Here is a 13,592-nt window from a genome sequence, read left to right as displayed (position 1 = left end):
TAAGACCATATAAAAAAAGGTCAACCAGAAATATTTTCATATCTGGATGACCTTATAATACGAACGGAGCAGTTTTGTTGAAGAAGAATGAGTGAGATTTTTTTATGAAAAAAATACTGAATTAAAATACCATGTAATGCTTAACCTAAAATAATGAAATTTTAGGAGGGGATTTATATGCCAGAAAAATCAGCAATTACTTCATCTGAATTAGGTGTATTATGGCTTACATATCAGGAAAAGACGATGATTTTACGTATATTAGAATATTTTATAGAGAAAGCCGATGATGAAAAAGCCAAGGATATTATGACTAATTTATATGGAGAAATTGACAATTATGTTGGAATAATCACAGAAACTTTACAAAATGAAGGGGCTGTAATACCAGTTGGATATACTGCTCAAGATGTTAACAAAGATGTGCCAAAGTTATATGATAATGGTTTTGACATCATGTTTGTTCGCCTATTAAAAGAAATTAGTATGGGGCTTCACTCATTAAATATAACTATGGCTTATCGAGAAGATATTGTATTGATTTTTAAAGAGCTAACTGCCATTACTCAAAAGTATTACAACCTTTGCACACAATACTTGCTTGAAAAGGGGTTGCTTGTTAAATCCCCTCATGTTTCAATGCCAAAGTCAGTTGAATTTGTTAAAGATAATAACTACTTGGGTGGACTCTCCATTAACCCATTTAGCGAAAAGCGTTCATTAAATACGGTTGAAGTTGCTCAAATTCATCATTCAATTGAATCAAATGTCTTTGGTCTTCAAATGATTACAGGTTTTGCTCAATGTGCAAATGAAGGAGAAGTTAAAAACTACTTTAATAATGGAGCTGAACTTGCTAAAAGTATTGTAAAGGAATTAAGTGAAACCTTACTTCAAAACAATATACAAACACCTCAAACATCAGGCGGTAATGCAACCCGTTCAACATTGGCACCATTTTCTGATAAATTGATGATGTATTGCACAAGTCTTTTTTGCAGTTTTTCTATGGGGAGTGGCTCATTAGGCACCGCTTTTAGTTTGCGAAATGATTTACCAGCTAAAATGACTATTATTATGAAAGATATATTTGAATATGCTCATAAAGGTGCAAAAATAATGATTAAAAATGGTTGGATGGAAGAACCACCTCAAATGGAAGAACGCAATCAAATGTTGAATTGAGTGATACAAGGTGAAGGATGTTAAAAAGCCTAAAAAACATGAGGCTTTATTATGGAGTATAGCTTTACCAGGATTCGGACAGTTTTTAAATGGAAGTTTATTTAAAGGATGTGTATTCATTTTTTTAGAGATTCTTGTAAATGTTCTAAGCAACTTCAATTTAGCGATTCTATATTCATTTACAGGAGAAATACAGAAAGCCATTGAAGTTACAAACTTTCAATGGCTTATGTTTTACCCTTGTTTATATATGTTTGCCATGTGGGATGCATACCGTAATGCAGATGGAGAAGTGAATGGCTTTTCTTACATACCTTTTGTATTTGGAGCATTCTTTATTACAATAGGATTAATGTATTCAACCTCATTAAAAGTATCTGGAGTGCTTATTGGTCCTGTTTTTTTACCTATGCTTTTTTTAGCCCCTGGGCTTTTGATAGGGTTTATAATTTATAAATTAGTTATTAGCTACAAGACTTAATGAAACTTTCTGCTCTTCAACTAAACCAGCTAATAGTTTGTCAACATTTTTCAATAAAATGATGAATAACGTCATGATATACTAAAATTGGTCATGCCAAATAACCTTCCTATATGTTTTATTTGGAAGGTTTTGTTGTATTTAGTTAGATATAGTTTTTAAGCTGTATCTTGGAAAGAGGTTCTGCTTTTTAGTAAGGCAAAAATCCAATGTAAGAGCTTATTAACACATGCAATAACTGCTACTCTGAAGGGTTTTCCTTCTTCACGTTTCTTATCGTAAAACTCTCTTAATCTTTTATTGCGTGCAATGATTTCATCAGTCGTTTTCTTTTTACGAGCATCACGAATACCACTTTGAACAGCCATATACAAGGCATGGCGAAGCCTACTAGAACCTCGTTTGGTAATTCGATTTACAGATGCGGTAAACTTACCAGAAGGAAAACACTTGGATCTACTCCAGCGAATGCAACGAGTTTTTTGGCATCATTGAACCGATCTATCTCACCAATTTCGGAAATAATCGTGGCAGCGATTTTCTCTCCAATTCCAGGGATAGACTGAAGTATATGATATTCTTCAATTTCTTTAGCGAGGGCATCTATTTCAACTGCAATATTAGATAGATGCTCTTGGTATTGAAGAACGATCTTCACTAATAACTCTAGATTAAAAATATTACTCTGGTAGAGATTGTTTTGAAACGGATTACGTAGGGCTGCTTCCCTTAATTTTTTGGCCTTTTCGTTTGCCCATGCATCTGAACGACTCATACATAGCGAAGCTATTTTCTCTGTTATTTCTCTTTCACTCACACTTAACACTATTTCTGAAGTAGGAAATGCCAATAATGTAAGCAATGAGACTTTGGAATATAAACTTCCAAAAACTCCTCTATATTCAGGAAATACCTGATCCAAAAGGATATGCAGCTGTATTTTAGTCTGTGCTGATACTTCGGCAATACTTTCTTGTTGTCTTGTTAGATTACGAAGATTTAAAAGTTGAATTCCTCTTTTTTTATAAGGCTCTAACTCTTCTTTATAAAACAGCTCGCAAAGGTGATAAGCATCAATTGCATCTGTTTTTACCTTCCGTAAACTCGAACTTTTGGCTCGATGGGAGATAAGAGGATTGACAATAATATAAACATAATTTTGCTCCTCAAGAAATTGAATTACAGGAAAATGGTAGTGTCCTGTTGATTCTAAAACGACCGTAGGTTGATGACCACCAGCTGAACTCTCTACTTCATGAAGAAACTCTAATAAACTGCCTAAACCATCCGTATTGTGTTTGATACTACTCTTACGATAAGGTTTGCCTTTATCTAAAAATGCTTGAATCTGACTTTCACCTTTTGAAACATCCAGACCAATGACTGGATTCATAAACAAATCTCCTCCTTTGTAAAACAATAATTGTCGGTATCCCCTAAGGCTTCTTGTAATGTCATAGGTTCGCTTGTTAAACGGGTTCCTGGTCCCAACCAGCCTGAAACATGTTTATACAAGTAGGGGGTGAACAGTTTAGTTGACGGGATTTAACCCACGGGTGCGACGTTCTACCCCGACTACCGTAGTATTAAGACCATAAATAAAAAGGTCAACCAGAAATATCTGGCTAACCTTATATTACGAACGGGTGCTTGAGTTGAGTAAGGCGATCCTTTTTTTCTTCAACTAAAGGGGCAGAATAGCACAATAACTCGTTGTGAATCTTACTCCAAGTAAGAAATAAGGAAGAATCATATATGAGGGGGCCAATATGGAGCGTTTACAGAGAGTCGATATTAATAAGACAAAGGCATATTATGAAAAACAATCATTAATAACGGAAGAGTGGGATTCCGATTTGGAACAAAATTACGATCTAGCTTGTGAAACATTTCCACATGAAGTAAAGGATTTTTTCAATTCTCTTGGCATAGACCCACATAAACAAGGTAAAGTCAATCAATACAAAGAGATACAATTGAGGTGACTTATTATGAAAATCTATTCAGTGGAGGTAAACCAGTTATAACAGCTAATTGTGCAAATTCGGGACAATTTCCTGTTGTGATTACGTGGATTTCCATTAAGCATTTGTAAAATATGGTGTAGATAAAATACATGTTCTTGTTTTAATTAGGAACACCGGAGACGTCGATATAATTTTTCACTTCAAGTCCAATGTTGTAATCCTACCGGTTCTTCGTGCCTTACAGAATCATATGGAAGGCTTTGAATCCCTTCAAGAAATTAGACATGAATAAACGTAATCATTATAATGTTAATAATAAAATTAATGATGTAGGTGAAATTTATGGTGAATCATTCTGATATCAATGTTGGCGGTTTAAGCTTTGGCTGGGACCTAAATAAAGGGAAATTTTTGTTCGAAGAGCAAGATGCTGTTCTCTTTTGGATCAAAAGTGCGATGAGAACCTTCTTTGACACCATTGAAGAAATATCAGGGGCAGAGGCATCGCAGGTCGTATTTGAAACAACCGGCTATCGGCAGGGCTTGGTGGTAGGAGAATATTTTGAAACCATGAAGGAGTTAAATGTTGCCGAAGCAGCAAAGATGATCACAAATACATATGCTTCTGCCGGCTGGGGAATAACGAATGTTTTAGATATTAACTTTGAAGAAAAAAAAGTCGTTATCCAGATGAAAGACAGCTGGGAATATAAAATCAATATTGTTCAGAAGAAGAAAAAAGGCGGTTATTTCCTTGCCGCTCACTATGCTGGAGTATTTACAGGACTATTTGGGACGAACATATGGTATAACATTGTTCAGAACCAGTTGGATGGGCACGAACACAGCATCATTGAGTATTTTCCATCCGAGATAACAGCAACTGAAAATATTCATTCATTAGCCAGGAAAAAAGAAGTTGAACAAATTAGCCAACTTGAAGAGATGGTGAGTGCTAAAACAAAAGAACTACTGGATTTGGTTAAAAGGCTTTCCTCACCAATTATACCTGTTCTGGAAGGGATTGTTGTGGTGCCTTTAATCGGCAATTACGATGAAGAGCGTTCGGAAGACTTGCTTGTTAATACGCTTTATAATCTTCCACAGCACAAAGCGGACTTTCTCGTGCTTGATTTAACGGGTATTGATGAAGGCATTAGCCCTCATACCGTTAATTTAATCGAAAAAATTGGATTGTCTGCGGCTTTGATTGGAACCCAAACCGTATTGGTAGGAGTGTCTCCCGAGCTTGGCGTTTCCATTTCTCAGTCAAACATAAACCTTTCGAGATTTGAGTTTTTCCAAACGTTACAGCATGGGATTCATCATGCTTTAGCTCAGGCTGGAAGATCAATCGTTTAAAATTATAGTCTTTTGCCAAGAGACCAACGCCGGCTTATAATTTTATATTTGAGAAAGGGAGTTGACATGGCTAACTTGTTATCCGGTTTAATCAATCAATACACAAATTGTGGAGGACACATCCTCTATTATTACAAAAACGCTGAAACCTATCTAGAAAATGTAGTCCATTTTTTAAGAGAAGGAGTAGAATCAGGATTCCACATTATGCTGGTGGAAAATGACCGGAATTTGATTGAGATTAATAAAAGGTTAAAATTAGAACTGAGTGAAAATCAAAGAACTCAAGTTCATTACATCAATAATTTTGACTTTTATTACGCCAACAAATGTTTTAGCCCTGAGGCGGTTGTACAACATTTCTTAACAAACATAGGACCCTACATCAATAACCATGTGCCAGTTTGGACTTGGGGCCTCGTTGAATGGGGAGATAATAAAGAAATTACGAGTGACATAGCAGATTATGAAAAACAACTCAATAAGCTTGTTAAGGAAAAGGGTTTGATTTCGGTTTGCGCATATGATGCAAATCGAACACCTGAAACCCTGAAACCTTTGTTAATGAAGTGCCATACTGCAATGTTAACAGAAGATGAAGTGACATTTTTGGTGAATAGTCCCGAAAAAGGTTCTATATTGTGAAACGAATTAAAGGAAAGCCTTCAAGAGTAGCAATGATAGCTTGTGCAAACAAACTTTTACACTGGATTTATGCAATCCTTAAAAGGAATGAGCAGTTCTTAGATATGGCTTAATCAACAAGAAAAATCAGCTAAAGAAAAACCTTCCAAACGGTATTTGGAGGGTTTTTTGGCATGCCTTAAAAGTATAACACGGGAGAAAAAAATTATTAAAAAGAAGTTCTTGACTCCTATTAGCTGGTTTACTCTTAATAAGAATATTAAAAAAAGGAACTCTAGGAGTCTTTTTATTATGCAACTTTCGTTATTGGAAGATACCTCCCATTAGGGAATTTTTTCACCAAGCCAAATTCAATAAGCTTCTTTAACTGAATGGGTGCAATAAGAGAAGGCATCATAGCGTTCCCTTCCTATTTTTAAACCTATTTGATTCGGGCCAAAACCCTGTTTGAAATACTCATCCCACGGTTCTTTGCTTAACTCAACAAGAGCTTCATATATATTTTTATCTATTAAAGTTCTTTGCTTCTTACATGATTTTTCCTAAGCTCAACCTCCTATTTTGTTTCTTAATAGGAAATTTATTCAACTGGACTATTAAAAGACAAGTGATTAACCTTCCACTTCTATAAAAGGGGAAAGAAGGATTAGTATATTTTATTTAACTAATAAAAAACTCCCTCTAATTAGAGGGAGGAAAGGGGGAATACCTTACAATTATATTTTGAACAGATACTATATGAATAATACTCTCTAAAATTATATTTTCGTTAAAATATTGGAACCCTTCCATGCATTTGTATTCCCTTCCTAGACATTTTCCTTTTAAGTAGAGCATGGTGGTTTTAATGTCCTGATGACCAAGACTCTCCTGGATGGTTAGAATATCTGCGTCCTGATAAGCACTAATTAGAGCGAAACCATGCCTAAGTGTATGTGGAGTGATAGGTTTTTCCCTCATTTTGATAAAGTCCAAGTCAGCTTCATTCACCTTTCGAATTAAATAATGGAAAGATACTTGTAATCGTAAGCTTTACCTTTTGCTGTAGTAAAAAGAGGAGAGTGATCACCAAGATGGTGTCCTGACCCTTATTAAGAACACTTACTTTGGAGAAAAAAACAGCGGGTGAGCCCTAGAAAAATAAGACATCACTTTTTTAAAATAATTGGTTTACTGCTTGTTTACATAGGGTAAATAGTTCTCTTGGGGAGTGAAGAGAATGGTTAACTTTAAAGAAGTTGCAAAACGCATAGCTAATGAAAAAGAAAATATGGCAAGGTATATTACAGAAGAGCAAGTCAGAAAATATCCTGAACAGCTTGGCCCTATTTCATCTGTACTCCATGAAGAAAGGGTAAAACTGATTGGGCTGTATGAAGAACTGCTTCAAATCGATATGGAAGCAGCGCTTGAAAAAATCACTCAGTGGGGCAGAGAGACCGGTGCCTTTTGTTCCGGAATGGGTATGACCATCGATATGGCGCTTGATGAATTAAATTATTACCGCGAAAAAATGACCGATATCATTTTTGATGCAGCGGACACAAAATGCAATGATTTGAAGATATATCACAAAGCCGTTTTAAAGCTGCAAAGGATTATTGATCAGGCCGCCCAAAGTTTTAGTATTGCATTCGTTAACCATCATTACGAAATGATGAATAAGGCACGACGCGAAATCGCTGAACTTTCAGTTCCTGTTGTTCCTCTTGAAAAAGGGGTTGCGGTCTTGCCGCTAATTGGGACTATAGATACTTATCGGGCTAAATTGTTAATGGAGGAGTCATTGTCGAAGAGCTCGCTGCTTGGAGTTCGTTATTTTATCATGGATTTATCTGGTGTGCCAGTCGTCGATACCATGATTGCAAGCCAGATTTTCCAGGTTCTTGATGCTCTGAAACTGCTTGGTGTTAACGGAGTGATTAGTGGCATCCGACCTGAAATTGCACAGACAATGGTTGCTCTTGGTATTGATTTTAGTAACGTTCAAACCTATTCATCGCTTCAACAAGCGTTGGAAAATAAGCGCAATTTTTAGTTGGAGGTTGTCGAGTGATTCAATCAATACGGAATTTTGATGAAGCTGCTGAGAAAATACTTACATTAATGAATAGAATCCTACCGATTAACACCCTTTTTATTGCAAAAAATGATAAGCAATTCAATACAATTGAAAAGGTAATAAACATGGGGGAAAAGCTGGTGAAAGAAGGGGAGACATTACCCTTTAATGATACATTCTGTAAGTTAAGTGTAGATTATGGTAATGAAATTCTAGTAATCAATGACTTAAATACAAATGAACTAACGAAAGGTATGAATGTAACAAATCAATTAGGGGGAGGAACCTTTATTGGTATCCCTATCAATTACAGCACCGGAGAAAACTATGGGACGATTTGCGGGTTGGATACCCGGCATTTTGACTTTATGGAAGAACATCTCGACCTTTTTAGTACAATGGCTTCGCTCTTGAGTTACGTTCTGGACCTGGACAGAGTAAACCGGGAAGTCGAAAGTTTATCTGCGCCGATTGTGTCTTTAACAGAAGGTGTCGCGGTTTTACCGCTGATTGGGAACATCACCACGAAGCGTGCCGAAGCAATCATCCTGGCCGCATTACAGAACAGTGAGCGATTATCCCTGAAATACCTTATTACAGACCTTTCAGGTATAATTAGGGTAGATGAGGAAGTCATTCATCACCTCATGAATATGGTAAATATGCTAAAACTAATAGGTGTAACCCCAATCCTTACAGGACTCCAGCCTAAACACGCACAAAAGATGGTAAAAAGCATCCATGTGCTCGGTGAAATAACTATTAAAAGCTCACTGGAAGCTGCACTGTCCTATATTGGATTTTGGCTCGTTGCGAAACAATAAAGGGAATGAAGAAGCACACCGTGGATTTACGTTGTGCTTTTTATTTGTTTAAATAAACAGTGCGCTAGACATTGCTAAAGAAAAACTTAGAGTGCTTTCAGGAGAGATAATAATTGAATAATAGACGGTTTACTTATTGAACAAACGAAGCAGTTTAGCTTAATAAGAAACCGATTTATAATAGATGGTAACAAAGGGTTCAGAGGTGGAATAAGAATGATTGGCTCTCCTGAAATAAATAAAGTGATTAGAAAAATTTTATCACCAACATTAAAAGATAATGGATTTGATAAAGTTAATACTCGACATAATTGGGGTTGGAAGGACAACTGTATATGGGTATTGGAAATAACTGCTGTTGGAAAGTATTTTTCAGATGTAACAGGGTGGTCCCCTATGTCTGTGTATGTAGAATTAGGAATTTATTATGACTTTGTTCCACCTAAAGACGGTGGAATAAAAATTGGTACTAAAGGTGAATTACTACCCAAACCCCATCAATGCCAGTTACAAAAACAGTTATACTGTACCATTGAGCAATCTAATTACACCAATCACTTTGACAATCCTGCTGAACAAAGGCGAAATGATATTTGGTGGATAGAACCAGATGGAGTAAATATCGTGGAAGTTATAAACGATATAAAACAATCTTTCCTAAGTGATGGATTAGTGTGGCTAATGAAATATACAGATTTGGTGACGGCGTTTAAAGAAATTGAAAGTGAGCACGACTCTTTCAATAAATTCTACAAGGCAAGGTATTTTGCAGAACATTTAAATGAATATTTAAAGTTTGAAGAGTACAGTCATTTATTAGAAAAAGAGCGAAAAAGAATTAATGGCTAGTTCAGCTAACGGGTGCGTTGATCCAGGGAGGATAATGCACCTTTTTTATTGAATTCCTAATTAAACAAACGATGCAGGAATGTTGAATAAGGATACGAATATTAATCGGTATCCTTATGATAAAGGAATGATAATAATGGAACAAACTATTTCTATAGAGGTAGAAGTAGAATCACTAGAATACAACAAAAATATTATAGGGAACATTACCTTCGTTGTTGATTACCACCGTTATTTTCCCGATCAAGGATGGTCTGATTTTGTAGTAATTATTTTATGTTGGTGGATTAAATCATTTAAAGGACTGCTAGTTTCTTCTATGGGGCAAACATTCCAGTTTGATTTTATGGATGAAACTCCTGTTATTGTTGGAAGAAAAGTAGATTCATCTCGTATAGAATTGTCGTTCGAATTTGATAAGGAAAAAAGGGAAATAGAATACACTGCAATTTGCAAATTAGAGGAGCTGGGGAACAGTCTGATTAAAGCTTCTAAAAAGGTCCTAAGAGCTGTTGAAAGAAATAATTGGAGCAGCGAAGAGATAAATGAACTCAGAGATTTAACATTGTCACTCGAACGTTACGTTTCACGGTAATTAAACTAACGGAGCAGGTTTGTTCAATAGTGATTTGTTGAAAGTGGTGAATGTAATCTTTATTCGAATTGAGGTGGAATATGAATAATCATTTTAATCGGGAAGAGTACAATAAACTTATTGAAAAATACAATTACAAGGATATGTTGAACCATGCTTCGCTAACGGGTGCGATTGCTGAACAAGGCAGTCGCTTTTTGTGTTATTTGTGCAGGAAGGTTTTATATAGAATAATAATATTAAGGTTAGTAGAGGTTTCAGAATATACGCGGGAAAATTAACCTTCCTTTTATTGGTGATTTGACACGATTCCTATTGTTTTTGCTTTTTTCTGATTTTTAAAGAAAAAAGTAGTTGACACTGAAAATGAATTTATGATATTATTAAAAATTTGATAAAAAATATTATATGTGTTAAGATTAAGAAGGTTACAATATATGGAGGTGGATTATTTGTTTGAAATTGGCGATAACATTGTTTATCCAATGCACGGAGCAGGTATAATTAAAGCCATAGAAGAAAAGGAAATCTTAGGGGAAAAACAACAGTATTATGTTATAAATATGTTTATCGGGAATATGCAAGTCATGATTCCTACAGTTAAAATAGTGAGTTCAAGTATACGTCCTGTTACTGACATAATTGCATTAAAACACATCATAAACATTTTTCATCATGGAAAATCCGATAAATTACTGCCGTGGAAACAAAGGTTTAAAGTGAACACGGACAAAATAAGAACGGGTAAAATACAAGAATGTTCTGAAGTTGTACGCGATTTAATGCGTATGAGGAAAGAAAAAGCACTTAATTCAAGCGAAAAGAAAATGTTAGATAACGCACATGGATATTTGATTAGTGAACTGGGATTAATTAAAGGGATTACTGAAAATCAAATAAAAAGTTTCTGTTAAGGTTAATTTAAGACAATGTATTACATCTACCGAAAATTCCCTTAATTTTTTGGAATATGTTTATTAATAAAAGTAAATCTTTTCTTAGACATTCAACTTCTCCAACTCACCTTTAGAGCATTAACCTCTTTTGTTATTTCTACAATCTAATCCATTTTTATTATTTAAATTTCCTTTACGAACGTTTGAAGTTTCATCAAATAACTCGATAAAATAGTCACTTGATTTTTGCAATCCTGATTCACACTGGCACGGACAAGGAGCCGTAAGGATGAAAGAGAGGTAGGGCTTTCAGTGTTTTAGGTATACAATATATTATTTAAGTCATTATTTCTAGAAGAAAAAACAATCAATCTCACCTCTATCTTTAAGAATTTTTTACATCTACTGAGACAGTGAATAGTAATTGTTTATCTTCTTTACGTAAAAGAGAAAAACAAATTGGTAACACCATATGATCAACTACAAAAATGGTTTCCAGACCAGGAAACCATTTTTTATTTTATTTACATAACAATAGTAAAGATTACTGGTGATGGTTTTAAATCCTTTGATGAAGGGCAACGCGTACAATTTGATATTCTAAAAGGACAACGTGGCTCTCAAGCAGAAAACGTTTCTAAAATTTAATTGATCTCCTACCCCTTTGTAAATATGAACTCTGATGGGACCAGGCATAATCACCGCTTTGTACTTGAAAGTTGATAAGTTCAACTCAGATGTCCTCTTGGTTTTTTCCTGATAAAAAGCACCCGATAAAACTCCGCATATTGTCAACCAAATGTTATACTGACGTCAACCTTTTAAGTTTTAAAACATTTTCCAGTACCTGTGTCCACTCCTTACTTACTCGTTGAGTAGAGTTTTTTATTGAGATGATCTAGAAACACATAAAAAAAACAGGCTCTATAAATAGAACCTGTTTTTATCATTTTATTTAGATTAAGCTGCTTGAACGTTAGTAGCTTGAGCTCCACGAGCACCTTGCTCAACGTCAAATGTTACTTTTTGACCTTCATCTAAAGATTTGTAACCTTCACTTTGGATAGCAGAGAAGTGAACGAATACATCGTCACCAATTTCACGTTCAATAAATCCAAAACCTTTTTCTGAATTAAACCATTTAACTGTACCTTTTTCCATTGTTGTTGCCTCCTAGTGTGTAACCACACAATGTGTTACTATCCCTGCCCAAAGTGATCATCAAGATGAAAAGTCTACACTTATGCTATCCTTTACACCGAACAAAAATAATTCTTTTTCATCATAACAGGAAACGGAAAATTTTGCAAATTATTGAACTTTAGCTGAAATGTTACTCAGCTATTTGGGCAAGTTGGTTTAACACCGAGTGCCATCATATGTACCACCGAAAATAAAAAAGCACCCGATTATTCGGATGCATACTTCATTATTCCATGTAAATAAATTGAGTATTCTCGCTGTATTAACTCTCTCAATTTAATTTTTCCTTCGCTTTCTAATTCTTTAACCAATTCTTCAATCATATTTCCATCATCTTTTGTAGCCTTAGGAATCTCTATTGTAAACATGTTACTTCGACTGGCATTGTGTAGGTTTTTTAATAATACAACTTTATTTAATGTATTCACCTTAAATCATTCCTCCCTGGATCTTTCGAGTAGGTGTTAAAAAAAGCATTAATCAGACATACTGACTAACGCTTTGCAAATTAAAATAATATCTTGTTGGATGTTGTTCCGAACTTGGTTATCGCTACAGTTATTAAGTTCAATTATTAAACGTCCAAGTTCTTTAATAAAAAGTAAACATTCAGATTCACTTACCATAGCGTAGTCTCCCTTACATAGGTAAAACACTATGTCTACAAAGCCTATCACAGTCTTTATATATATACAATCGAGTTATCTAACTAAAACATAGAAAAGCTGTGGAAATACAATAGCAAATTTGACATTGTACCTGGAAGGTGTACAGTATCTCTTGTGCATTCTTCAACTAAAGGGTGCGTTGATCCAACAAGGATTAACGCTCTTTTTTGTAGAGCTTATTGAGCTAACGATTTCAGATTTATTGAACAAAGCTACTTCTTTAATACGGATATACTACCTTGTTTTGTAAATGATAAAAATAATATAAAAATAGCGGAGGAAATTAGGATGATTAGCAGAGAAAACAAGATAATAACATTATTTTGGATTCCCGTAGGTGGTTTATTTCTAACAACAATTTATTCAATAACAAAGGGGTGAAGACAAAAAATGAGATATTCAAAAATTTGGTTGCTACTTATTATGACGCTCCCTTGGCTAACCCTTCCTTTATTAGGAAAGAGGACATTAAAACAATACTTACCAGCTAGTTTGTTTATAGCATTTATTGGTATGGTCGAATGTATAATAGCAAGAAGGCGAAGATGGTGGAAGTTTCACATAACTTTTGATCAAACAGTTGGAGGTTTACATTTAATATTGGGTCCATTTCTTGTCGGTTCTTTGTGGATTCTAAAATACACCTACGGAAAGCTTCGTACCTATCTGATTACCAATTTAATTGTTGATACTATTTACATTTATTCAATTATAAATTTGTTAAACAAACTAGGTATGTTTTCACTTTTTCGGCTTAATAAAATTCAATTATCTTTATTATTCTTTATTAAATCGTTGCTTTTATATAGTTTTCAATTTATAAAAGAGAAACGGGTGAAGGGAAAGGGGAAAACT

General features: G+C 34.7%; 14 protein-coding genes and 2 pseudogenes. 12 read left to right on the top strand and 4 right to left on the bottom strand.

Going from position 1 to position 13,592, the window contains the following annotated elements; all coding sequences use genetic code 11:
- Positions 1-177: 177 nt before the first annotated feature.
- Together J7E35_RS10405 and J7E35_RS10400 are read left to right on the top strand one after the other, a co-directional pair.
- On the top strand, positions 178-1,185 hold the full coding sequence (locus J7E35_RS10405; protein WP_214779502.1) for a DUF3231 family protein: 1,008 nt from the start codon (positions 178-180) through the stop codon (positions 1,183-1,185).
- Between the two features lie 10 nt (positions 1,186-1,195).
- Positions 1,196-1,666 (top strand): hypothetical protein, encoded by a 471-nt coding sequence (locus tag J7E35_RS10400; protein WP_214779500.1) that lies wholly within the window; start codon positions 1,196-1,198, stop codon positions 1,664-1,666.
- A 158-nt stretch (positions 1,667-1,824) separates the two neighbouring features.
- Here J7E35_RS10400 and J7E35_RS10395 read toward each other — a convergent pair.
- Positions 1,825-3,059: pseudogene (locus J7E35_RS10395) on the bottom strand (IS110 family RNA-guided transposase).
- Between the two features lie 376 nt (positions 3,060-3,435).
- On the opposite strand from J7E35_RS10395, the gene J7E35_RS10390 reads away from it, so the two are divergent.
- The 4 genes and pseudogenes from J7E35_RS10390 to J7E35_RS23260 all read left to right on the top strand — a co-directional run.
- Complete coding sequence (locus J7E35_RS10390; RefSeq protein ID WP_214779498.1) at positions 3,436-3,651, top strand: hypothetical protein; 216 nt, start codon at positions 3,436-3,438, stop codon at positions 3,649-3,651.
- Positions 3,652-3,975: 324 nt separating this feature from the next.
- Positions 3,976-4,995 (top strand): STAS domain-containing protein, encoded by a 1,020-nt coding sequence (locus J7E35_RS10385; protein ID WP_214779496.1) that lies wholly within the window; start codon positions 3,976-3,978, stop codon positions 4,993-4,995.
- Positions 4,996-5,061: 66 nt separating this feature from the next.
- Entirely contained in the window at positions 5,062-5,640 is a 579-nt protein-coding gene (locus J7E35_RS10380) for an MEDS domain-containing protein (RefSeq protein ID WP_214779494.1), read from the top strand.
- Positions 5,622-5,753, top strand: a pseudogene (locus tag J7E35_RS23260) (IS110 family transposase); the annotation flags it as partial. The gene J7E35_RS10380 and the pseudogene J7E35_RS23260, both read left to right, overlap by 19 nt.
- A gap of 568 nt (positions 5,754-6,321) precedes the next feature.
- Here the strand turns inward: J7E35_RS23260 and J7E35_RS10375 are convergent.
- Positions 6,322-6,600: a tyrosine-type recombinase/integrase gene (locus tag J7E35_RS10375; RefSeq protein ID WP_251040886.1), complete on the bottom strand. Its 279-nt coding sequence runs from the start codon at positions 6,598-6,600 to the stop codon at positions 6,322-6,324.
- 259 nt (positions 6,601-6,859) lie between these two features.
- Here J7E35_RS10375 and J7E35_RS10370 point away from each other — a divergent pair, with 259 nt between their 5' ends.
- The 6 genes from J7E35_RS10370 (at position 6,860) to J7E35_RS23475 (ending at position 11,514) form a co-directional block, all read left to right on the top strand.
- A complete protein-coding gene (locus J7E35_RS10370) occupies positions 6,860-7,678 on the top strand; it encodes an STAS domain-containing protein (protein ID WP_214779492.1) in 819 nt (272 codons plus the stop codon).
- A 14-nt stretch (positions 7,679-7,692) separates the two neighbouring features.
- Positions 7,693-8,526: an STAS domain-containing protein gene (locus J7E35_RS10365; protein ID WP_353050356.1), complete on the top strand. Its 834-nt coding sequence runs from the start codon at positions 7,693-7,695 to the stop codon at positions 8,524-8,526.
- Positions 8,527-8,742: 216 nt separating this feature from the next.
- Entirely contained in the window at positions 8,743-9,375 is a 633-nt protein-coding gene (locus tag J7E35_RS10360) for a hypothetical protein (RefSeq protein WP_214779490.1), read from the top strand.
- 136 nt (positions 9,376-9,511) lie between these two features.
- On the top strand, positions 9,512-9,970 hold the full coding sequence (locus J7E35_RS10355) for a hypothetical protein (RefSeq protein WP_214779488.1): 459 nt from the start codon (positions 9,512-9,514) through the stop codon (positions 9,968-9,970).
- Between the two features lie 452 nt (positions 9,971-10,422).
- On the top strand, positions 10,423-10,884 hold the full coding sequence (locus J7E35_RS10350; protein ID WP_214779486.1) for a CarD family transcriptional regulator: 462 nt from the start codon (positions 10,423-10,425) through the stop codon (positions 10,882-10,884).
- Positions 10,885-11,376: 492 nt separating this feature from the next.
- On the top strand, positions 11,377-11,514 hold the full coding sequence (locus tag J7E35_RS23475; RefSeq protein ID WP_283933059.1) for a cold shock domain-containing protein: 138 nt from the start codon (positions 11,377-11,379) through the stop codon (positions 11,512-11,514).
- Positions 11,515-11,826: 312 nt separating this feature from the next.
- Here the strand turns inward: J7E35_RS23475 and J7E35_RS10340 are convergent, their stop codons facing one another.
- Both J7E35_RS10340 and J7E35_RS10335 read right to left on the bottom strand, forming a co-directional pair.
- Positions 11,827-12,027, bottom strand: coding sequence for a cold-shock protein (locus J7E35_RS10340; RefSeq protein ID WP_214779482.1), 201 nt, complete (start codon positions 12,025-12,027; stop codon positions 11,827-11,829).
- Between the two features lie 248 nt (positions 12,028-12,275).
- Positions 12,276-12,497: a hypothetical protein gene (locus J7E35_RS10335; RefSeq protein ID WP_214779481.1), complete on the bottom strand. Its 222-nt coding sequence runs from the start codon at positions 12,495-12,497 to the stop codon at positions 12,276-12,278.
- Between the last annotated feature and the right edge of the window lie 1,095 nt (positions 12,498-13,592).

The sequence above is a fragment of the Bacillus sp. ISL-45 genome (assembly GCF_018613195.1).
Taxonomy (GTDB): Bacteria; Bacillota; Bacilli; order Bacillales; family Cytobacillaceae; genus Mesobacillus.
This window is presented reverse-complemented; position numbering and strand designations above follow the sequence as displayed.

Bases quoted from the DNA above. Each gene is read 5' to 3' on its own strand.
- J7E35_RS10375 (WP_251040886.1), bottom strand. From the start codon at position 6,600: ATGAGGGAAAAACCTATCACTCCACATACACTTAGGCATGGTTTCGCT.
- J7E35_RS10340 (WP_214779482.1), bottom strand. From the start codon at position 12,027: ATGGAAAAAGGTACAGTTAAATGGTTTAATTCAGAAAAAGGTTTTGGA.
- J7E35_RS10405 (WP_214779502.1), top strand. From the start codon at position 178: ATGCCAGAAAAATCAGCAATTACTTCATCTGAATTAGGTGTATTATGG.
- J7E35_RS10390 (WP_214779498.1), top strand. From the start codon at position 3,436: ATGGAGCGTTTACAGAGAGTCGATATTAATAAGACAAAGGCATATTAT.
- J7E35_RS10360 (WP_214779490.1), top strand. From the start codon at position 8,743: ATGATTGGCTCTCCTGAAATAAATAAAGTGATTAGAAAAATTTTATCA.
- J7E35_RS10355 (WP_214779488.1), top strand. From the start codon at position 9,512: ATGGAACAAACTATTTCTATAGAGGTAGAAGTAGAATCACTAGAATAC.
- J7E35_RS10380 (WP_214779494.1), top strand. From the start codon at position 5,062: ATGGCTAACTTGTTATCCGGTTTAATCAATCAATACACAAATTGTGGA.
- J7E35_RS10385 (WP_214779496.1), top strand. From the start codon at position 3,976: ATGGTGAATCATTCTGATATCAATGTTGGCGGTTTAAGCTTTGGCTGG.
- J7E35_RS10370 (WP_214779492.1), top strand. From the start codon at position 6,860: ATGGTTAACTTTAAAGAAGTTGCAAAACGCATAGCTAATGAAAAAGAA.